At 51.2% G+C, this 22,012-nt stretch carries 13 protein-coding genes; all 13 read right to left on the bottom strand.

Annotated features, from left to right (window positions below; translation table 11 throughout):
- Nucleotides 1-3 precede the first annotated feature (3 nt).
- The 13 genes from K9N57_00550 to K9N57_00490 all read right to left on the bottom strand — a co-directional run bounded on the left by K9N57_00550 (nt 4) and on the right by K9N57_00490 (nt 21,969).
- Nucleotides 4-1,086 (bottom strand): hypothetical protein, encoded by a 1,083-nt coding sequence (locus tag K9N57_00550; GenBank protein ID MCF7802659.1) that lies wholly within the window; start codon nt 1,084-1,086, stop codon nt 4-6.
- Between the two features lie 18 nt (nt 1,087-1,104).
- The gene (locus K9N57_00545) at nt 1,105-3,453 is read right to left on the bottom strand and encodes a T9SS type A sorting domain-containing protein (GenBank protein MCF7802658.1); all 2,349 of its coding nucleotides are present in this window, start codon (nt 3,451-3,453) and stop codon (nt 1,105-1,107) included.
- Nucleotides 3,454-3,504: 51 nt separating this feature from the next.
- On the bottom strand, nt 3,505-5,154 hold the full coding sequence (locus K9N57_00540) for an endo-1,4-beta-xylanase (GenBank protein ID MCF7802657.1): 1,650 nt from the start codon (nt 5,152-5,154) through the stop codon (nt 3,505-3,507).
- Between the two features lie 30 nt (nt 5,155-5,184).
- Complete coding sequence (locus K9N57_00535) at nt 5,185-6,660, bottom strand: sulfatase-like hydrolase/transferase (protein MCF7802656.1); 1,476 nt, start codon at nt 6,658-6,660, stop codon at nt 5,185-5,187.
- A gap of 22 nt (nt 6,661-6,682) precedes the next feature.
- Nucleotides 6,683-8,227 carry an endo-1,4-beta-xylanase gene (locus tag K9N57_00530; GenBank protein ID MCF7802655.1) on the bottom strand — a complete coding sequence of 515 codons (1,545 nt, stop codon included), beginning with the start codon at nt 8,225-8,227 and terminating at the stop codon, nt 6,683-6,685.
- Between the two features lie 196 nt (nt 8,228-8,423).
- Nucleotides 8,424-10,097: an endo-1,4-beta-xylanase gene (locus tag K9N57_00525; protein MCF7802654.1), complete on the bottom strand. Its 1,674-nt coding sequence runs from the start codon at nt 10,095-10,097 to the stop codon at nt 8,424-8,426.
- A gap of 2 nt (nt 10,098-10,099) precedes the next feature.
- The gene (locus K9N57_00520) at nt 10,100-11,767 is read right to left on the bottom strand and encodes an endo-1,4-beta-xylanase (GenBank protein MCF7802653.1); all 1,668 of its coding nucleotides are present in this window, start codon (nt 11,765-11,767) and stop codon (nt 10,100-10,102) included.
- A 306-nt stretch (nt 11,768-12,073) separates the two neighbouring features.
- Nucleotides 12,074-14,284 carry a GH92 family glycosyl hydrolase gene (locus K9N57_00515; protein MCF7802652.1) on the bottom strand — a complete coding sequence of 737 codons (2,211 nt, stop codon included), beginning with the start codon at nt 14,282-14,284 and terminating at the stop codon, nt 12,074-12,076.
- A 113-nt stretch (nt 14,285-14,397) separates the two neighbouring features.
- Nucleotides 14,398-15,681, bottom strand: a complete 1,284-nt coding sequence (locus tag K9N57_00510; protein MCF7802651.1) for an MFS transporter — start codon at nt 15,679-15,681, stop codon at nt 14,398-14,400.
- Nucleotides 15,674-17,806, bottom strand: a complete 2,133-nt coding sequence (locus K9N57_00505; protein MCF7802650.1) for a beta-galactosidase — start codon at nt 17,804-17,806, stop codon at nt 15,674-15,676. The genes K9N57_00510 and K9N57_00505 overlap by 8 nt, the downstream gene beginning before the upstream one ends.
- A gap of 31 nt (nt 17,807-17,837) precedes the next feature.
- Entirely contained in the window at nt 17,838-18,764 is a 927-nt protein-coding gene (locus K9N57_00500; protein MCF7802649.1) for a sugar phosphate isomerase/epimerase, read from the bottom strand.
- A gap of 482 nt (nt 18,765-19,246) precedes the next feature.
- Nucleotides 19,247-20,407, bottom strand: coding sequence for a Gfo/Idh/MocA family oxidoreductase (locus tag K9N57_00495; protein MCF7802648.1), 1,161 nt, complete (start codon nt 20,405-20,407; stop codon nt 19,247-19,249).
- The gene (locus K9N57_00490; GenBank protein MCF7802647.1) at nt 20,404-21,969 is read right to left on the bottom strand and encodes a DUF6259 domain-containing protein; all 1,566 of its coding nucleotides are present in this window, start codon (nt 21,967-21,969) and stop codon (nt 20,404-20,406) included. Before K9N57_00490 ends, K9N57_00495 begins: the two co-directional genes overlap by 4 nt.
- Between the last annotated feature and the right edge of the window lie 43 nt (nt 21,970-22,012).

Raw genomic sequence — 22,012 nt, 5'->3', positions numbered from 1 at the left:
CTATCATGTCCAGTTAGTAACCCTATTCAAAACAAACTCTGCCTCGTCAACCGTATCGCAGGCCGCATGAATTAAGACTCCTTCCGGTGACAGGACCTCCATTACCGCATCCAAATCCCTGGGATCAAGCCATTTGAGCACCAATAGTTTTCCTCCTTCCTGAATGCGTTTGTAGAGCGGAAACCACTTTTCCGATCCAACTCCCGGCTCGCCGGCGCCCGGTGTCCACTGGATGCCATCCAGATCCGGCAATTCCAGCAGATGCTCCAGGTGAATTATCTGTCCGGGGCCATCCCAGTGATATACGGAGTACTCGAGATGTCTGGTGAGTTGTTCCAGAGATGGCACCACAAACTGCTGAAACATGTCCGGCGAAATCATTGCAGAGAAGTCGCACTGAACGTCAGAGCCCTTTCCAGGCGCCCAGAGTCCCAGCCACGTGATGCTTCCGAACATCGAGGTGTTCGTTACCGCGTAGAGATTATCATAACAGTCCGTCCAAAACTCTGCCATATTTTTTGCAGCTGCCTGAATCTCATCGGGATAAAAGATGACGTCCGTCAGTAGTTGCTGGGTCGTTCGGAGTGCCCCCAGATTATTGAGCATACTATTCAGGTCGGTGATGCTTGTAAAATATCTGCTGCGTCCGCGGTCCGCTGCAAGCCGTGTTAATTCCAGTGTCTTTTCCCACCAGTAATTCTCCGGATTCAATTCCCCATGAATGATCGGCTCCCACTCTATCGGTTCATCTCGTTCAATCCAGACGGTGTCCGGCGCGATTTTCGGTTCAATACCTAAATCAAGAAAAGCAGCCAGAATCGCCGGGCCCAGGTTAATCCAGAGGTACGGAAAGGCTTCTCCGCCAAAGAAGGTGTCACTGCACCAGGTTTCGAACTTATCCAGTGCACGTTCGGGTTGCTCCAAACTGTTCACCAGTTCCCATTCATTCCAGAATTTGGGCGTTTTAGCGGGATGCTTCGGCGCAGTCACCTGCACTACCGGCCGGTCGATAATTGCACCATGCCACCAGGCCTTCATCCGGCTCTCGGCGCGGTCCCAATCCTCTTTGAAAACTTCTGATGTCATAGTTTATTTCAACTTCGATTATTTGACCAGAATCATTTTTCTCGTTTGCGCATGTCCGGCGGCCGTGAGTCGATAAAAATACATGCCACTGGGATACCGTTGTCCATTGAACTTGACAGTATATTGTCCCTGTGATTGGTCCTTTTTCACCAACGTTTCCACAATCCGCCCGGATACATCGTAGACAGTCAGGGTTACATCGGTAGCTTCGGGCAGGAGGTATTGAATAGTCGTCGCCGGATTAAACGGGTTCGGATAATTCTGAGCCAGCATTATCTCTGTCGGCAGGGATACCGGCTCCGGTGCGGTCTCGACAGTAACGACGGAATCCGCCAGCACAAACATCTTTGCCTGATATCCCAGCATTACCATATTAAGAGAGTCCAATTCTGCTGGCTTCCCGGAATACACCTGTCCGGTCAGCTGCTCCGTGAGATAGTAGGTTTTTTCCGCGTCAAGGTTTAGGTCGGACATTGGCAGGTACAGGGTCGTGAGAGCATACTCATCCTGCATATTTAACAGGCAAAAGACCGACTGATCTTCTTGCCATCGCCTGAATGCAAAGATGTGATCACCGGGAGTGGCTGTCACTTCCTGAAAATTGTCGGATTGCAACGCAGGCAAGCCCTTTCGCAGCGAAATGAGCGATCGGTAATACGGATACAATCCGGACTCGTCCTGACTGCTGATACTTTCTCCATTCTCAAAGAGGCGATACGTTTCATACGGATGACTGGTTGCGCCGATCTCCTGGCCATTGTACATCATCGGAACGCCATCCAGGTTGAACAGAAGGGTCGCTACCATCTTGGTTCTCCGGGTTTCATGGTGCGGTAAAAACCGCTCGGTGTCGTTATTCTCCATGAATCGAAAGATTTTCGCCCGGGGGTGATAGCCGTTTCCATCGTTGGTCAGCGCATTCCGCAGCATGGAGACTCTGGCATCGGCATTCGGGTGGTTAAAGACCGTCGGGTTGTCTCCGGGACTGTAATTGTACTGCCATGTCCAGTGTGAGACCCATGACTCCTCGGGCGCCCAATCGTAGGCCACATCAAACCGTTCGTCAAAGGATTCCGGCCAGGTAGCCTTATCCTCGCCAAGCATCAGAAACTCAGGTTTGATTCTCTTAATTTTGCGTCGCAGATTCTGCATAAACGTCGGACGCCGGGCATTGACGCCCCAAATGGCATCGAACCGGTAGCCGTCGATATCGAACTCTTTAATCCAATACAGGGCGGCCTCACTTATCCATTTCCGGACTTCCGGATTATCGTAATTCAGGCTGGGCAGATCCTCCCAGAAATAGTAGACAAAACCGTCCGGATGATTATGATAATGCTGAGAATACGGCGCATCGCCAAACTCGCGCTGGTAGAAATCGTAGTAGTGCGACTGCTGGCCGAATTGAACGGAATGTTCGGCATACGGGTGCGCAATCGAACTGTGATTTGCCACAAAGTCAAACATCACGCGCAACCCCAGAGATTTTGCAGTTTGGACAAGTTCCCTGAGTTCACCCGGCGTTCCCAGATCGCCTCTCACCGCAAAATAATCGATAATATCGTAGCCCTGTCCGCCGTATTCGGTTTCCATCACCGGCTGTATCCAGATAGCAGTGACGCCGAAGTCTGCCAGTTCGGGCAACCGGGCCGTGATATCGGTAAATCGCCCGTTGGCTTCGAAGATGTATGGTGTGATTTCGTAGACCACAGCGGAATCGATCCAGGCCGCATAATCGGTCGCGATTCGAAACGGGTAAATGGAATCCGGTGTCACAGTCACGAAGGTTCTGGCGCGGACGGTATCGCCGTCGGAGCACACGCCGCGAACATCAAAGTAATATTCCCCTACTTTTGCTTCATCTGGGATGGTGGCATTTGCAGACGAATCGCCGCTGGATGTCAGACCGAGGTTCTGGGGATTCCCGGGATCTTCAGACCATTGGAAATCTATGGTAACCGATCCGGGATTTGATACGAGATGTAGATTCAGATCCACAGTACTTCCGGAAATTTCCGGGACGATCTCAAGTTCGGGCTGAATGTTGTAGCCAAGTGTCAACCGTAATGAATCGGAGTATATGGGCGTCCCCTGACTGTCGACAGTTGCAACGATGGTATTTTCGCCATCCCCTAGCATCACTTCTGCCGAAAACGAACTATCGGATTGAGAGACGGTAAAAGTTTGCCCTTCCCCGTTAATGTAAAGTGTCCCACTTGCAGCCTCAGGTGGAATCACTTTCCCCGTTACGGTTTGCGTCGGCGACCAGACGGTGACATCCTGGTGCTCAATTGTCACTTCTGTCGCTTCGGACACAGAAACGGAGCTGGCGAGGATAACAAATAGTGCAACTATAAAGCGATTCACAAAGAGACGCCTTCCTGGTTTTCGATTCAGTTTGCTCCTGTAGGACTTCTCTTATCCTTTATCCGAATGTCCCCACTGGTCGATGAGGTTTTGCAGCCGGTAATATGATTTTTTACGCCGGCCATTCACCTTAATGAGCCCACCGTTATGGATAAACGTCCGAAAATCGGCAAAATCGTACCAGTTCAGTGCTTTGATGGATGGCCGGGCGTACAACACAGTGTAAAGTTGCTCCAGCCAGTCTGCCTGTAACTCCTCGTCCCAGCGACGGTGCCACTCGTACGGCTCCTGGGAGATTCCGAGATCGCCAGTCTGCACTGATTCCTCTGTTGCCCCTGATGAAGCTCCGATTTCTGAGATATATATCGGCTTGCCGAATTTCTCAAATCGCTCGACATGGCGTACAATCTCAGCCAGATCCCGTCGAGGGAAATACATCTGCAGCCCGATAACGTCGAAATCCACCTCCGCCTCGGTAATATCCTCCAGATACTTACGCGGCGAACGCAGCTGCCGGTCTGTTTGTCCATCAGCCGAGCCTCCCCATGCGGCATAGCCTGCCCAGGGGCAGCAATTGTTTATGATGCGGGTGACCTCCGGATCGACGTCTTTTACCGTATCACAGGCCAGGCGGGTGATCTCAGTAATTTGCTCCGGCGTGTGGTCGTGAATATTCGCCCAGTCGTGGTATTCGTTGATGACCGACCACTGTTTTACCTTGTCCCCATAGTGGTTCACCATCGCCGTGACGTGGCGCTTCACGTAATCCTGTAACTCCGGATACGATTTCTCCGCCAGCCAGTCCGGCGTCACATCGGGATGAAACCAGAACATCGGTCGCCCCTGGATGGTGATGTCATTCTCCATGAGCCAGTCCACAATCTCGTCTTTAATTCCCCAGCGATGCTCGCCCTCACGTGGCTCAAATACCGGATACCAGGTATCCCAGATATAGTGTGTTACGGTGGCAAAATTAAATAAATCTTCGAATCGTTCGGTGAATACTTCGGATTTCGCCCAGATGTATTGTCGTGTTTCGCACCCGAAATAGAACTGCTCTCTGGCCTGTTTCAATATCTGCTGGCGGGCGTGCTCCAATTCGATTTTCTCACTGGCCCACATCGCATATTCCAGGGATTTATCGGCATTTTTTGCACAGGCTTCTCCTTGTCCCAATAACTTCTCCGCCTGCTGGAAATAATCGTCAGAGAGTGCGATGAGAGTTTTCACTTCATTGGAGAATTCGGTTCCCGTTTTCCTGTATCTGCTCATCACCCGCCGATTTTGGAGCACCCTGGATCTGGCCAGCTCATAATTCAGATTCAGTTGCCGGCGTTGAGAAAACCCCTCAGCAGTATAAAATTCACCGCCGTTATCCGCGCGGAGTTCCACAAAGCCGAATCCCTCGACAAACCACCGGGTGTTGACGGCAAACTTGCGGTCACCGACATCTCTGGGGACAACTATGCCGTCCTGGGTGACATTGATCGGTGACTTGAAGGGATCGGCGTGCTCATTCGTGGTGAACGCCCAGGTCATTTCCGGCATCCATTGATGCGGGTAGGGACGGAACGTCAGTTCCTGGCCGGTTTTCGCAAGGATGTTTGATTTTCCGGGAAAGATTGACGGCAGTGCAAGAGTGGTGGCGCCAAGTACCGAGGCTTTTATGAAGTTCCGTCGTGTGCGATCTATGTTCGACATGTATTATCCGTTTGTTTGAATTAGTGATTGCTATACCAGATGATGCGGATATCGGTTTGCTATTCTCTCGGCCACCTCTTCACGATTGGTGTTACGCAATCGCTCGAGATAGTCGTTGAGGTTCGTTCGCGTATGCAGCGGTAGGCCTTCCTCCATTACAGTCCAGAGCGGGTCCCGCTTGTAATCGGATTTTCGTTCCATTTCGGCGCGCCATTGATCCAGATAATTCAGGGCGGTAGCCTGGATTTCCGGGGACTCATCAAAAATATTATTTTGCTCATGCGGATCATGCTCAAGATTAAAGAGCATGCTTTCGGGATAGTCATGATAGGCATCAAAATACGACCGGATGAACAGGTACGGACCAAACCGGACTGACCGCTGACAGGTATGCGCTGCCTGCGTCAATACCAGGTAATCTCTCCCGAACGATTTTCCCGATTTGATTTCTGTGGCGAAACTCTTTCCATCCCAGTTATCGGGGACTTTCTCACCCAGCAACTCGATTATTGTTGCAGCCATATCGTACTGATAAATAAGATGGTCACAAGTATTATCTAAAGTATCACTTAAATATGACCACTTGATGATCAAAGGAACCCGGCTAGTGTGCTGATCAGCCGTCTGATGATCAAAGTGCACATTCAGCTCGCCCAGATTTTCACCGTGATCGGCCGAGATGATGATCGCCGTCTCCTCGTAAATCCCCAATTCTTTCAGACGGTCAAAAAGCAACCCGAGATAATCATCCATATACAGGATGCCGCAGTCGTACCCGTCAAACATGCGGCGGACTTCCTCCATGGAATGCATTGTATTCGGCTGCCGTGGATACTGCGGCCCAACGTACGGATGTGGTCCTCCGTAGCCCATCCCCTCCTGGGCAGACCACGGTCCACTTCCATTCCAGTTTCTACGGCGAACTTCCTCTGTATACCATTCAGGTATGGGTTCGTTCTCGAACGGATTGCCGAACGATTCCGGCGTCCGGTATGGCGTATGGGGATCCCAGAAGTTGACGTGCAGAAACCAGTCATCATCCCTGCCGTTCCGCTTTAGCCAGTCGTCTGCATACGGGAATATTTCGTCCGCCCGTTCTTCCCCGTGCTTGCCGGGATTATAGATCTCGGAAAAATTGGCATACCAGTGCCAGGCAGAGTGTCGCTCCCCAAACGGGCTCACAGTGACCGTCCGCAGCCCGGCATTCCGCAATTGCCGCATCCAACTTGTGCGACCAAGTACGGAGTCGAAGCCGCGTGAATCGCCGTCGAGGCGCATATCCGCTGCAGTGCCTCCGTGGCTCACCACACCGGTGCGCATTCCGTCCCGGCCACTGAACAGTGCCGTCCGACTGGGCAGGCACGGCCCGTTAGAGACATAGCAGTTCTCGAACCGGATACCCTGCTCCGCCACCGAGTCAATGTTGGGACTAGTCTCCCTGTGATAACCGTAACAGCCCAGGTGATCCGGGCGCAGGGTATCGATGTCGATGTAAAGAATTCGCATAGTTACCTTTTTTGGGTCTTTATTACTTCGCCCATTTTTCCTTCAGGTTTTGGAGCCGATCGACGGCAGCTTTGGTCTCACCGTCCACTGACCGCAGCAGGCCGCCCTTTTTCAGGAATCCGTACGGGTCAACGAAATCATACCAATTTGCCGCCTCCACGGCGGGATTACTGTAGGCATAAGTAAAAATGTACTCCAGCCAGTCGGCCTGCAGCTCTTCATCCCAGTGCCTGCGCCAGTCGTACGGCTTAGTAGTGGGATCAACGTCCTCGTCTACAAATTCCTGCTTAATGCCGGCGGACGGCGCACCGATTTCGGCGATCTGCACATCAATATTCAAATCAGCATAGCGTTCGATCACCCGGACTGCCTCTGCCACCGGATGGCGGACGAAATACTCCTGTACGCCGATCAGGTCAAAATCCACTTCCGCGTCTAAGAGGTCGGTAGTAAACTGATGCGGCGTCCGCTGAGGATATTTGGCCTCTTTCTCATGCCATTTGCGTTTTTGGATGTACGGAGCAAACGGACAACAGTTATTTATCAGCAACTTTACATCGGAATTCACATCTCTGGCGACCTCACACGCAAATTTGGTCAATTCAATAAACTGATCCGGTGTAAACTCCAATTCGTTCGCCCAGTCGTGGACTTCATTCACCACTTCCCACACTTTAATCCGGTCACCGTAATGTCCCACCACTTTCCTGATATGATCTTCAAGGTATGTCAAGGTCTGATCGAAGGATTTCTCCTTGAGCCAGTCCGGAGTGACCCAGCTGTGCGTCCAGAAGAGCGGACGCCCTTCCACGGTAATTCCCTTCTCCAGGAGGATATCCAGGAGCCTGTCCCGCTCGGCGAACTGTTTGTCCCCTTCGTTCGGTTCAAAATTGATATGGTCACCGATGAGGTAGTGGGTGATGGTCGCGTAATTGAATAGCGGCGTAAACCGTTCCAGGAAGAGGTGCTCGTCCATCTGGAAGAATCCCCGGGTATCACAGCCGAACAGGAAATCCGGTCTGGGCGGTTGATTCCTGATGTCGAACCGGGCTTTCTCCAGCTCCAGCAGGTCGCTGGCATACATGGCGAATTTCAGGGACTGTTGTGAGTATTGGGCGCACTGCACAGGCTCCGATTGGGCTTTACCGGCGTCTTCGAGATACTCCTCTCCCAGATCCAGGTAGGCCTTCAGTTCCCGCGATGGTCTCCAGGTGGTATCCTCCTGAAAACTCTGCAGGCGCTTCCGGTTTCGCATCACCCGTGTGAGCGCCAGCTCGTAATTCAGGTTGTAATCCGCACCTGAGGGCTCATCGGCAGGATAGTACTCGCCGCCGTTATCTGCGGGCAGATACAGATATCCAAAGCCTTCTACATTCCAGCGGACGTACAGGCCGAATTGCTCCTGGCCATGAGTGTTTTGAATGCGGATCCCTTGTTCGTCGACCTCCATATCGGAGTAGAAGACATCTTCGTTCGTATCGAATGTGCGCACAAAGTCGCCCATGTGCGGCCCTCTGCCCTGTTGGACAAAATAGGGGCGGAATATTATTTCACCATCAGCCATCATTTCCCGAATACTCCTATGTTTTCAAGCCTAAAAAATTTTGGAGTTCCTTCCCTGGTAATTCTCTAATATTGATCCTCATGCAGGTCAGCCACTCTTCGACAAGCTCAGAGTGACTTTTCCGGCGTCATCACTTACCAGAGGCTCCTTCTGGGGCTGAGCTTGTCGAAGGGTAGACGCCGGAACTCAAACTCAGCACTCACCCCAGCGATTTCCACTCGTCTTGCAACTTCAGCAGCCGATGGAATGCCGCCTTTTTCTCGCCATCCCTGGAGCGGAGTAATCCGCCGGTATCAATCCAGGAATGCGGATCGACGAAGTCGTACCAGTTGACCGCTTCGATCCATGGTTTACTGTATGCGAGGGTATAGAGCCCCTCCAGCCAGTCGGCCTGCAGGTCCTCATCCCAGTGGCGGTGCCAGATGTACGGTTCCTCAGGCAATCCTACCCAACCGGAATTAATGGAATCCTTGGTGGGCCCGGAACTGGCGCCGACTTCGGTCAATTGCACCGGACGACCGTACTGCTCGTATTTCTCGATGAGCAGGATGGTATCCTGGAGGTCACGATACGGGAAGTACATCTGCTGGCCGGAGATGGTAAAGTCCACATCAGCATCCACCAGATCCTGCATAAACTCCCTGGGAGTCCGCTGGGGATATTTGGCATCGACGTCCTTCCATTTCCCTAACTGCACATATTCGGCAAACGGGCAGCAATTGTTAATCAGACGATGCACGTTCGGGTTGGTATCTTTGGCGACATCACACGCCAGTTTCGCCACTTCCACAATCTGCTCCGGTTTCAATTCCAGAACATTCGCCCAGTCGTGTGCCTCATTCATCACCTCCCAGGCGTACATCTGATCGCCGTAATGCCCCACGACTTCTCTGGTATGCGATTCTACGTATTTCAGCAGATCGCTGTACGACATATCCATGAACCAGTCCGGAGTCACCGTGGGATAAAACCAGAACAACGGTCGGCCCTCTACTGTGATGTCATTACGCTTCAGGACTTTCATCACGGTGTCTCTGCGGGTGAACTGCTTCTGCCCCTTCACCGGCTCAAAATCTTCCGCGTAACCGCTCTTCAGGTAATGCGTAATGGTGGCGTAATTGAACGCCTCGGTGAACCGCTCCGTAAACAGGTCGGGATCCATTTGGAAGTAACCGCGTGCATCGCAACCGGTGAAAAAGTCCGGGCGGTACCCCTGTCGTTTGATGCGAAATTGTGCATAATCGAGTTCCATCTTTTCGCCGCCATGCATGGCGTATAATAGCGCCTTCTGCCCATATTCCGCGGCAGCGCTGTTATCCGGCAGGGCTTTTTTTGCATCTTCGTACAAATTATCGGACAACGCAAGTAACCCCTGAACTTCTCCGGAAGGCTGCCAGCCGTCCTTTTGCAGAGATTTCAGTCTGCGGCGATTTCGCAGCACCCGGCTCTTTGCCAATTCGTAGTTCAGATTCAGTTTCCGGGATTTCCCTTTTGGAGGCAAAGTGTAATATTTTCCGCCGTTATCTGCGGTAATGAAAATGTAGCCAAAGCCCTCCACATTCCACCGGACGTCGATACCGAATTTCTCTGTGCCTTCCGTGTCAGATATTTTCACTCCGTCCCTTGAGGCGGTGATATTGGAATGGATCGCTTCCCAATATTGATCGCTGGAATACGCCCAGTCCAGGAGATGAGGGCCCTCACCCCGCTGGACAAAATACGGCTGAAACAGTAATTCGCCCTGCTCGGTGTTTTTATCAGTTCTGGAGCCGGTGAGCACCAGCGGGCTGCCCAGGGCGCTGCCGGCGACCAGGGAGCCAGCTCCGATTAACGCACTATTTTTCAGGAATTTTCGTCGGGTTATATCTGTCATGTTTACTCCTTCGTTTGCATTGATTTCCAGCGCTTTTTGAGCCTATCCAGCCGATAATAGCTGGGTTTTTTCGTACCGTCGAGATCCTTTAAAAGGCCCCCATTTTCTATGTAGGCAAAGGGATCGATGAAATCGAACCAGTTTGCCGCTTTGACGAATGGCAAACTGTATGCGAGTTGATAAATTCCTTCCAGCCAGTCCGCCTGTAATTCCTCATCCCAGGGACGGTGCCAGCCGTACGGGCCCTGCGGGATCTCCTGTTCACCGGTTTTGACATCTATCTCGCTCACACCGGAGGTCACCCCGATCTCCGAAATATGCACCGGTTTGTCCAGTTCTTCGTAGCGTTCAATCATTACGGTGATATCCTGCAAATCCCTGCCCGGATAATACATCTGCTGTCCGATAATGTCGAAGTCGACGCCTGCATCGATGAGATCCCTGGTAAAAAGCCACGGAGTCCGCTGGGGGTATTTTGCCTCGCCACCCGACCACTCTTCCATGTGAACGTATTCCGCGAAGGGACAGCAATTGTTCACGACGCGTTTTACGTTGGGCGCCACCTCTTTGGCCACATCACAAGCCAGCCTCGTAATTTCCACTGCCTGCTCCGGAGTCAGCCGGACGGCATTTGCCCAATCGTGCATCTCATTCACTATTTCCCAGGCGTACATTCTGTCGCCGTAGTATCCGAGGACCTCCCTGGTGTGGCTTTCCACGTATTTCCTCAACTCGTCATACGACTTTTCCCTGAGCCAGTCCGGCGTCACCCACTTGTGAAACCAGAAGAGTGCCCGGCCTTCCACGGTAATATTTTTTGCAGAGAGTCTCTCCAACAATATGTTGCGGAGGTCAAAATTCAGTTTCCCCTCCTCTTCTTCGAAGAGTCCCATAACCGGATCGCCGTTTACCACATGGGTGATGGTGGCGTAGTCAAACAACGGTGGGAACCGATCCAGAAAAATGTCATTCGGCAACTGATAAAAGGACTTGGCGTCACATCCGACCGCAAAATCACTCCGGTATCCCTGTTTGCGAATGCGATACTCGGCGGCATCCAATTCCATCATTTCGCCCGCCCATAAGGCATAATACAGCGATTTTTGCGCGATATTGGCGCAGGACTTGGACATGCGCACCTTTTTTCCGGCATCTGCAAGGAGTTCCTCGGACAGGGCATGATAGGATGCAACTTCTCTGGATGGTTGCCATCCCTGTTTCTCAAATTTCTCTTTTCTCCGGCGGTTTCTGGCAACCCGGCTCAACGCGAGTTCGTAGTTCAAGTTATAGACTACCTCATCACCGGGATCGGGCAGTGCATAGAATTCTCCGCCCCGATCAGCCGTCATAAACGTGTATCCGAAGCCCTCCACATTCCAGCAGGCGTTGACTCCGAAGCGTGAAATGCCTCTCGTATCCGACACCCGGATTCCATCCTCAGCAATCTCCGCGTTCGAAGGCCGTGTATCCCATAACTCATCGGTGATATAGGTAAAAGGATACAGGTGCGGCCCCGTACCTTTTTGCACCTCAAACGGCCGAAAAAGCAGCGTACCTTTTTGCGTGGTAGCGTTTCCCCGAGAAGCGGTAATAACGGTCGCGGCCGCCAGTGGCTCTGTGCCTGACTTCCCTTCCTTCTCCGGTATCGGACAATCACATGATCCTGGCATATTAGTTTGTTTTCCTTCTCATCAGAGGTATTTACCTGCAATCCTTTTTAATATTAAGACTTCCTGAATTTATTTATTACCAGGCTTTGCGACGTGCTTCAAAACTATCGGTGACCTGCACAAGCCACCCTTCGACAAGCTCAGAGTGACTTGCCTAGGCGTCATCCTGAGCTTGTCGAAGGGTGAACGCCGAAAAATGGCTAAATACATTGATACACAAATTTCCTCCCGGAATTACATAAATTTATTTTCAATATATATGATGCCTTCAGGTTTATATTATTTTCTTCACTATAGTAAACTTTATTACTCATGAATTTTAAATCCCAATTTACCACCGGAGGTGAGCCTCGAGTGATCTATTCGATAGGTATCCAGAGTCTTGTCATTCCATTTGATGCCTGGTTTGCCTTCATTTTTAACCCGTTCAATAATCAGGCTGTCTCCGGAATAATATTGCTCGTCCAGAGTGACAACCGCCTTCCTTACCTGCGGTTCACCCAGGACATATTCGGAGGTAGCGAGCTCAACCGGGTAAAATCCCAGGGAAGAAAATAAATACCAGGCGGAAATGGTTCCTGCGTCGTCATTACCGGGTAATCCATCGGGTCCCGTTCCAAATGAAGTTTCCATAATCTCCCGGATAAGCGCCGGAGTACTTCCTGCCTGTTCCGGGACGTAACGGAAGAGATACGGATAGGCGATATCCGGCTCGTTATTAATAGTGAAGTGGCCTTCATCGAAGCAGCTGGACAGTTTCTCCGAGAACGGTTTTTCTCCACCGAAGAGATCGATTAATCCGGGGACATCATGCTGGACAAACCACGTATACTGCCAGGCGTTGCCCTCGACGTATCCCGGGCCGCCGGATCCTTCCCAGTATCCTGAACCTTCTGTGGCAAGCGGATCAAACGGATCGAGCCAGGTACTATCTGCTTTGCGGGGTCGCATAAACAACGACTGCTTATCGAACAGGTTACGGTAGAGTTTTGCTCTGTCCGAGAACTCCTGTGCGATTGAAGTCCGGCCAAGGGTTTGGGCCATTTGCGAAATCGCAAAATCGGACAGGTTATATTCCAGAGAAGTGGAGACCGGCCCCCAGACCCACCAGTCCTCGCTGGTATCCTGGTCGAACGGGATGTACCCGTATTCCAGTAACTCATGATACCCTGCTCGTATCGGTGGCGCATCCTGTCCGGCTTCCAACTGAGCCGGTTTCAGCATCGCCTCAAACGCCAGGCTATCGTCAAACCCTCTAACCCCTTTGATGTAACTATCTGCAATGACAATTGGGGCAGGATCTCCGACCATCATATATGTCTCATTGCTCACCAACTCCCACTTCGGGAGATATCCCGACTCCAGGTACATATCCAGCATAGATTGGATAATCTCTTCCTGCCGCTGCGGATACACGAGGGTTAAAAAAGGATGGAGCGTCCGATAGGTATCCCAGAGGGAGAGAACTGAATACCTGGGACGCTCCGTGTTCCTTCCAACGTCGTGATGTCCCATCTCCGGGTACTCCCCGTTGACATCGCTGATGATGTTCGGGTGAATTAGCGCATGATAAAGGGCCGTGTAAAATTTTGTTTTCTCACCTTTGCTGGCCTTAATACGGATTTTCGACAGCACCTCCTGCCAATGGTCTGACGCCTGAGAACGGACACTTTCGAAATCCCAGCCGGGCATCTCCTCACGCAGGTTTTCCCGGGCATTTTCTATGCTGACATACGATATCCCAACTTTCACGAGCAGTGGCGTCTCTGCGCTCCCGCTGAACCGCATCCACGCGCCGACAGGCATCTCCTCCGAGATGGAAAGCTTCTCGTTACTTAGCTCTCCTCCAGCCCAGGTGCCGACTTTTGATGCCGATCTGTTAAATCGTGCGACAAAAAACACTTTCTGCCGGTTATCCTCTCCACAAAATCCACCGGAGATATTATAGCCCTCTATTTCGTTTGCTGAGACAACGGAGACCTCTCCCCCTTCAACTCCACCAAGGCTTCTTCCGGCATCCAGTATGATGTGAAATTGTCCTTCTTTATGGGATGTAATTCGGGTCAGCCCCACCCGCAGACTAGCTGAGGATTCCAAAGATATCATGTGCTCCGGAAGGTCAACTGCATAATATCCAGGCGCCGCGATTTCGTTATCGTATTTAGTTCTATATTGATCAGGAAACGGTGATATATTTCCCCGGCCAGCTGTGAGGATTATGCTCCCCAGGTCTGCGCATCCTGTTCCACTCAGATGCGCATGGCCCAAACCATAAAACCACGGTTCACCATAAATATAGCCGGAAGGAGCCCCGGGATCGGTGTGCGGACTTATGGATACTAACCCCCATGGCCGCACAGCCCCGGGAAAAGTATTTCCCCCTCCGGCGGTTCCAATAAAGGGATTAATATATGAAGTAAGACGATCCCCGGATTCGTCAGCACGACCGTCAATGGGTAATACCAACACTACAGAAATGAATGCCAAAAGCGCCACCTGATATATACGGGTCCCCATTATTCTATCACCCATACAGCTTGCCACCATAAGGACAATTAGATGGACATTTTTCCTGATACTCAAAATCCAAAAACGATCCTTCATTCATGGTGATCATAAATCAATTAACCTCATAATTCAGCAATTGCCGGAGCCGGTGGATTGGTCCGCGGCTCTTGCACCATAATGGCGAGCCAGAGCACGGCGAGCAGCGCAAAGCCGCCAGCCACATAAAAAATGGTGTCGTACCCGAAGGAATCGGCCAGCCAGCCCCCGAGGATGCCGGAAAAAACGAAGGGCGCGGTGATGAGATTGGTTAAAGCCACGTATGTTGTGCGCTCGCTTTCGCCACTCAGTTCCGCAATGATGGTCAGCCGGCTGATCTGAATCAGTGAAATCGTAAATGCCGACCCTATGAAGGCCAGGTAGTATAACTCGACCGCTGGCGCAACTAAGGCGATGAGACAAGCCACAACAGTCGAACCGGCTGCAAGAATCAGATTAAGCCGGTGCCCGTACTGATCCGCGAGATAACCAAACAGCACATTTCCTGCAATCATGCTTACCGTCATCACAATCGTAAACGTTCCGGCATAGCTTTCTGCCAACGAGAACGTTTTCAACGCATGGACCGTATAAAAGGCGTTTGCCATCACGGCCACCATGATTAATGCATCTGCCACCAGATAGGACGTGAAGTTGGAGTTATTCTTCAGAATCTTCGGTAATATTCTGAAAAACTCCCGATTTCGCAGAATCTGTTTCGGGGCATTCGGTTCCTCTTCCTTCACCAATGCAAGAAAGATATACGACCCCATCATCACGAGGAATGCCAGTAAAAACAGGAGAGCGAAGTTTTCGGGAAAATTCATGGTTTCCAGCACGATTTTTATGATCCAGCCGGCGAGGATTCCCAATATCGCTCCGAGAATCGTCCGAAACGCGAACAGGCGTCCCCTCAGCCGGACCGGCGTGACTTTATTGATAAGGTCAAACCACCCGGGCATGTTCAGACTACCCCCGACGGCCGCGATTGTGAGTCCGGCAAAGAACAGAATCAATCCGGGGAGCGTGTTGATCTCGTCAAACCAGAAAAAGCACAGCGCGGCCAGGACCAGCCATGGAATCCGCTGAATCAGCGCCGTTTTCAGGACAAACGGCTTTTTATACGGCTGCCTCCGCGCGGTATTGGCAATGAAAATCTGCGGCAGGTTAAATCCCGTGTTCCAGAGAACCGGAATCATGCCCACCGCTACATTGGTTCCGCCCAATTTTTGCACCAGAACCGGCAGCACCGTGACCAGGGACACGAACTTCAGCCCGAAGGCAAACAGCGCTCCATCCATGGTATTGGCAAAAAAGTTCCGGCGGACGAACCGATCCTGGTATTCGGAAAAGTCCAGCCATTTAGGCACGATAGACCTGCACCTCACCCGGCTGAAAGTCCATTTCTACGGATATCCCGGTATCATCAGTGTTGAGTTCGAGCGTTTTGCCGGAAAATTGCTCTGTCAGGCTATCCGCCTGCAGGTCCGGGATAGTTACTGTTGCATGGACGGCTTCCTGTTCCAGGTTTTGCAGTATAACCAATTGCTCATCCTGATGAGTGAGCATATCGACCCGAATTCTTTTGTCAGTGTCCACGGAGGGTCGGGCTATCTCTATGGTACTTGAAACCAAAGCCCCGATAAAATCGCGATTCGGCTTAAAGCCGGTCCGCTGATACGGCAGCCCGATATACGAGCCGATCAATATCGCTTTGCCGGCCCCGTACTCCGCCTGAGTAACGGCAGGATCTCCTGTGTCAAACTTCGCCAGCACTTCTGCGCCTTCGAGTGTCAAAACTTCCTTGACGATGCTTGCCTTAATTTTCTCTTTGCCGCCAAAAATATTACTATTCGGCTCAATAACCTCGGTATCACTTCCATGGATGGGCAGTGCGTCCAGTTGCCGAACCTGGAATACCTCGTGAAGCCCGTACCCCGGTACTACGGTATTGTGGTGACCGTTTTCGGAATTCCATCCGCCGAAATATGCCTCGCCAATCAGCACTCCGCCGCTGTGGACCCACTCTTTGATAATTGTTGCCATGTCCTCATTCAGCCGGTACGGAAACGGGATATATAACACCTTATACTGGCTTAAGAGGTGCTCAGTAAATTCCTTCGGATGAATGAAATCCATATTATAATTGTGCTCGTAGAGCGCCTTGTGGGTGCCCAGCAGAGAATCCGTGGCGGTTTTTTCGTTGCCGGTCGCCATCCAGGCAAAAACCTGGTTCTCCGGGCTGTAGAGCATGGCAATGTCCGCTGGTCGCGGGGTTGCGTCCAGCAGGAAATCGGCATTGGATTGCAGAACATCGCCACATTCGGCAAATGCTTTTAACCGCTCCGTTTCGCCGCCGTCCAACGTGGTTAATCCCCAGGTAGGCGTTTCACGCCCCAGGATTTCCGGCCGGTACTGCCAGTTGATAAAACCCTTCAGGTTCCCGGCGACACCGCTGAAGATAAACCGCTTGATATCGTTTTCATCGATGGGTTCGGGCATGTCCAAAGTATACCCCGGCAGCATCAACATCTCTGCGGAGATGACCGGTTTGTCCCGGGCACAGGAGCGAAGGATGTCGATCATAGCGGTATCGTCCCGCTGGGTGAATCCGTGGAGATCGCCGTACTGGCCGACATTCCACGGGTCACTGGCGGTGGAGGTGACCGGAAAACCCTGAATGAACACATGGTGACACATCAACGGATGCGCTCCCTGATCAACCTCTTGCGCCACCTCGAAACGGCGTCTGACATTTTCACCAAGAGAATGCACAAAAAACATGCGCCAGTCCGTGATATCGTTGATGGTATTGCGAGTCTTGGGAACCTCGACCTCATCAAAGGACTGATAATTGCGGTTCCAGGAATTATTCAGGGATCCGATATCTCCGTATTTTTCCCGGAGCCATTGTGGGAACTTCCGCTGACAATTGTCACAGTAACATAGCATCTCATCGATTCTGTCCGCGTCATCCGCCCAGAGCCGCATTTCTGACATACTGCTGGTGAGTTCAGGCTCGCTACCCACGTTCCAAATATCCAGCGCCGGGTGATCCTTGTATCGCTTTACTGTCTCTTCCAGAAAGTGAAAAAAGTGCTCCATAATTCCATCATGATTGTAGCAGTATCCCAAACCACCGATCTGCCGGTGCGGCTGCGATTGCGGGCCGATCTCCTTTCCGCCAAGGGTAATCATGCTGGCGTCAGGAAACTTTTTATAAATCCATGCCGGCGCTATATCAAAGATGGTATTGAGCATAACTTTGAGGTTGTGCTTCCTGGAAAGTTCCATCAGCTCGTCGATGTCCGAAAAGTCGTACCGGTTTTCCTCGGGGTGATTCCAGCGCCACTGGACCCAGAATTTCACCATGTTGAACCCCAGATCGGCCATTTTTGCCAGATCTCTGTCCCAGTCTTCTCGTTTCGGAGAGGGCGCCCGATAATATTGGGAGCCGAAGGGGATGTACGTTTCTCCTTTGAGTAAATCGCGCATATATGTCCTTTCTACAATCAGTTATTCAGTTTCAGACTACAAACTGTTCCAGGTGCTTTAATCCGAGTTTCAGACCGTCTTTGACTTTCTCCACAGAGCCCTCCCACACCGGGTCTTCGTGCTCGATGGATAGCACATAGTCGTAACCGTATTCCTGCAGCGTGGTGATAAACCGCTTCCAGTCGATTTCGCCCCAACCGGGCATCCGATAGCGCCACCAGCCGGAGACCCAGGGCGTTGGATCAACCTGCTCTCCGAAGAGTCCGTACCGGTACTCTCCTTCCGGGAGTATTTCGGCATCCTTGGCGTGGGCGTGGAAAATTTTATCCGCGTAATCCTTTAATACCTGGATATAGTCGATGCCAAGCCAGTACAGGTGCGACGGGTCCATGTTCAGCCCAAAATTCTCCTGGGGGAGTTCATTGAACAGAGCATCCCAGAGCTCGGGTGAGTATGCATAGTTCCCAGGGAGGCCGAATTTTACCCAGTTCTCCATGGGACAATTTTCGATCATAATTTTGACGTTTTTATCCGCCGCGTACTTCAGGATATCCGGAAATACTTTACCGGCTTCCTTGATATTTTCCTTCGGCGATTTGTTAGGATCGCTCCCAATAAAGGTGCCCACAAGTTCAACGTCCAAGAGTGATGCCGTGTCAATGACATTTCGCAAATGATTGAGATTGTATTCCCGCTTGTCTTTGTCCGGGTGGATATTGTTCTCGTAGAACGCAAATCCGCTGATTTCCAGATTGTGTTCCTCGAACAGATCATTCACCCGCTTTGCATCATCCCTGGAAAAATTCGCTGCATCAATTTGACGGGCCTGATAATCCCGGTCGGAATCGACTGGCCAGGCCGCGAGTTCGAGGCTCTGGAACCCCTGGGCGGCCGTCCATTTCACTACTTCTTCCAGGCTCAATTGCGGTACACAGGCCGTCAGAAAACCTAATTTCATATTTTGTCCTCCTTCATATCTGCTTTCATCACATAAATTTCATTTACGGCTATTAAATTGGCTCAAGGTATTCACACCGTCCGGAAGAACTCGTCATCCTTGTGCTCCCAACGGCTGAACAGATGCCGGGAATCGGCACGGCTAATGCCAAGCCCTGCATTCTCACTGTTGTCCATTCTTGGAGAGGAGACAAGTCATTGTTGCAACCCCCGCTTTCTTGTTCCCCCTTTTTTCTTGATAAAAAAGGGGGAGAAAAAATCAAGAAAACTTCGAACTCGCACTTCTTGATACCGACAAAATTTTTTGTAGACGGAACTCGGAAAGAAAATTCATTATTCGAGATTTCCCAAACGGTGCTCAAACACGAAGTTTTCGACCAAACGATCACCTTGGATGAGGTGTTCAAATCCAGAACCTCACTGGGTAAGCTCTGTATATATCCGGAACAATCAGTTTCTTGAGCGAATTTAATAGTCATATTTTTATTCGACTGAAACCCACTGCTGTTTTTCGTTGCTCTCCAGGACCGCTTCCACAATCTTGTTTTCGTAATGACCGTCGGCGAATGTCGGGAAGCTCACTTCTTCTGTTATGGGATCACCACCCCGGCGGATGAAATCGTAGACATCTCTGAACAGGTTTTTTGGACCGTCGGGATATCCCTCCGGGTGTCCCCCCGGAAAGTGTGCGTATCGCCTGGCGTCGTCATCCAGAAGCGAGGGATCTTTAATCATAACCTCGTTTGCCTTTTCGCGGTGCCCAATCCAGAGTGAGTTGGGCTCCTCCTGATCCCAGGAGAGGGCCTTTTTACTGCCGTCCACCTCGAACCAAAAGTGGTTCTTGCGCCCGGCACTCACCTGTGATACGGTAAACACTCCTTGCGCACCGTTGTCAAAGTGGACCAAAATTGAACCGGCGTCTTCCGTGTTGACCGGGACTTCCGTATAATCGTCAGACGGGCCTTCTTCCTTGCCCTTAAATGTTTCCGTATGCTTTCCCGGTTTTTTGCGGGTTTTGTGAATCGTGGCCAAATCGGCGAATACTTCCGTTATTTTGCTGCCGGTGACGAACTGCACCATATCGCACCAGTGCGAACCGATATCCGCCACTGCTCTGGATTTGCCGCTAATTTCCGGTTCGAGGCGCCAGTTGTAATCCGTGTCATAGTACAGCCAATCCTGCAGGTAGTGTCCGTGCACCAAGTAGATACTGCCAACTTCTCCATTAGTAACCAAATTCCGGGCCTGTCTGATAAGCGGGTAGAACCGGTAATTGAAATCGATGGCGGTCACCAGACCGGTTTCCTCTGCAATTTTCACCAAATCTGCGGATTCTTTCGCTGTCAGAGTAAGCGGTTTCTCAGAGATGACATGTTTTCCGGCCTGCAGAGCGGCCTTATTTATCTCGTAATGGAGATTATTCGGCGTACAATTGTGGATGACCTGTACACTTTCATTTTTCAGCACCATTTCCCAGTTCCCGAAGGCTTCGGGGACATTGAACATCTCTGCAATATTTTGTGCTGAGGTTAACTCGCTGTCAACGATGGCTTCAATTTCGACGCCGCCAATTCGCTTGAGCGCTTCAATGTGCGATCGTCCCATGAATCCACCGCCGATAATGGCTGCTTTGACAGACTTCATGCTTCCTCCACTCTGCTTTGTTTCAATCGATTGGCTCTTTCGATAACCCGGCGAACATTCGGAGTATCCAGCGGCTGCGTATTTTCGTACAAACACACCACAGGCATCACATCCAGCTTTTCGTAAACGGATTCCTGGAGTTTGAAATCCGGATGATCCGGATGCTTGGTGAGCAGGTGCGCCATGAATTTGGTTGAGGGATTAAACAAATACGATGATACCGGATGCGCGAGCCGCCAGCCGACCTGTCCCTCCTGTCCGTGGACACCGGAGATACTATCAATCCCGTGAATTTGTGTAAACGGAAGCGGCGCCAGCATATGCTCATGTAACCCCTCTCCCGCGAACAGCGTGTTTGGAAATCGGCTCTGCAGCGTCTGAACATGTTTTCTCATCCCTTCCACGAAATTCGGCCCCTTGCTGTTATTAAAAGCCAGCAGGGTTTGATCCAGGAAAACCGCGTCAACTTCGAATGAGTCAATTAACTCGCCAAGTATTTCCGACATTAAATCCGTCCAGGCGTCTTCCCCGGGATTCATATATGCAAAATACGGCTCAGTGAGCCAGTCCCCGTCCATATCGAGGCCCCACGTTTGAGGGCGATCCCAGGGATCAACAACCTGATATTGACGGAATTTTTCGTATTTCGGATGTGTGAAGGCCATCGCGAGGACGTTAGTATGCACCATGACCCTGAATCCCAACTTATGGGCGTGGTCAACCAATTTTTTGAATTGGGATTTGCCGCCCAATAGTTCGCTGGGATTATAACTAGGGGCGTTGGAATCGATGCCGTGTTCGGCAAAACCAGGCAGATACACTAGCGTATTTTCAGGCGGATGTAACTCCTTCCACTCGTTCAATCTGTCAATCATCTGGGAAAAAGTATGTCTGGGGGTATTAGAGCGCTTATCGGCTCCCCACATCTCCAACAGGATATTGATATCCCGGGTCCACGCCGGATTGTTCGGTTTCGACTCAAATTCCGGCACCTGAAATGCGGTTTGCATCCAGTTACGATGCGCGTCGACGGGACGCTTCCAACTTCCCTGAAATCCCCGTAAAAACCAATCAAATTCGAGTGTGGTCTCCCGAATAGGCGCCTGCGCTTCATAGCCGAACGTAATGGTAAATGCCTCATTTTCCCGCTTCAGCCGGAAAAGTTTCAGGTTTGGCTTTGTGTCTCTACTCTGAAGCCAGACTCCGCCATCGGCGTTTTGTCCAACGGCAAACTGCGCATTCCACCAGAAGGGATATTTGTAGGACACTTCATTTTTATCCGGCATTGAATCCGAAAGGATCTGGCCCCCGAGTGCTGGAATTATGAAGTTTTCCAACTGCAAGCCGGACAGCGACCACTCAGCGAGCCATATCGGTTGTGAGCCGGAAACTTTAAGTCGGAACCGGAGCCCGTCGGCTTCCACTTCGCACTTCAGGATGCCTGTAAACGATTCAACTGGACCCTGCAATCGCCAGGTTAACTTTCCGTCCTCACAGGATTCCAAGGTAAAATGGTCCAGGATATTCGGCTCGGAGACTGCCTGGGGCGTTCGAACTCGCACAAGCTGCTTCCCGGCAGCACAAACGTTTGTGCTCTCAGGGAAA

It is taken from the genome of Candidatus Neomarinimicrobiota bacterium (assembly GCA_021734025.1).
In the GTDB taxonomy this organism is placed as follows: domain Bacteria; phylum Fidelibacterota; class JAANXI01; order JAANXI01; family JAANXI01; genus JAANXI01.
Note: the sequence above shows the minus strand (reverse complement) of the source record. Positions and strands in the feature narration are given on the sequence as shown.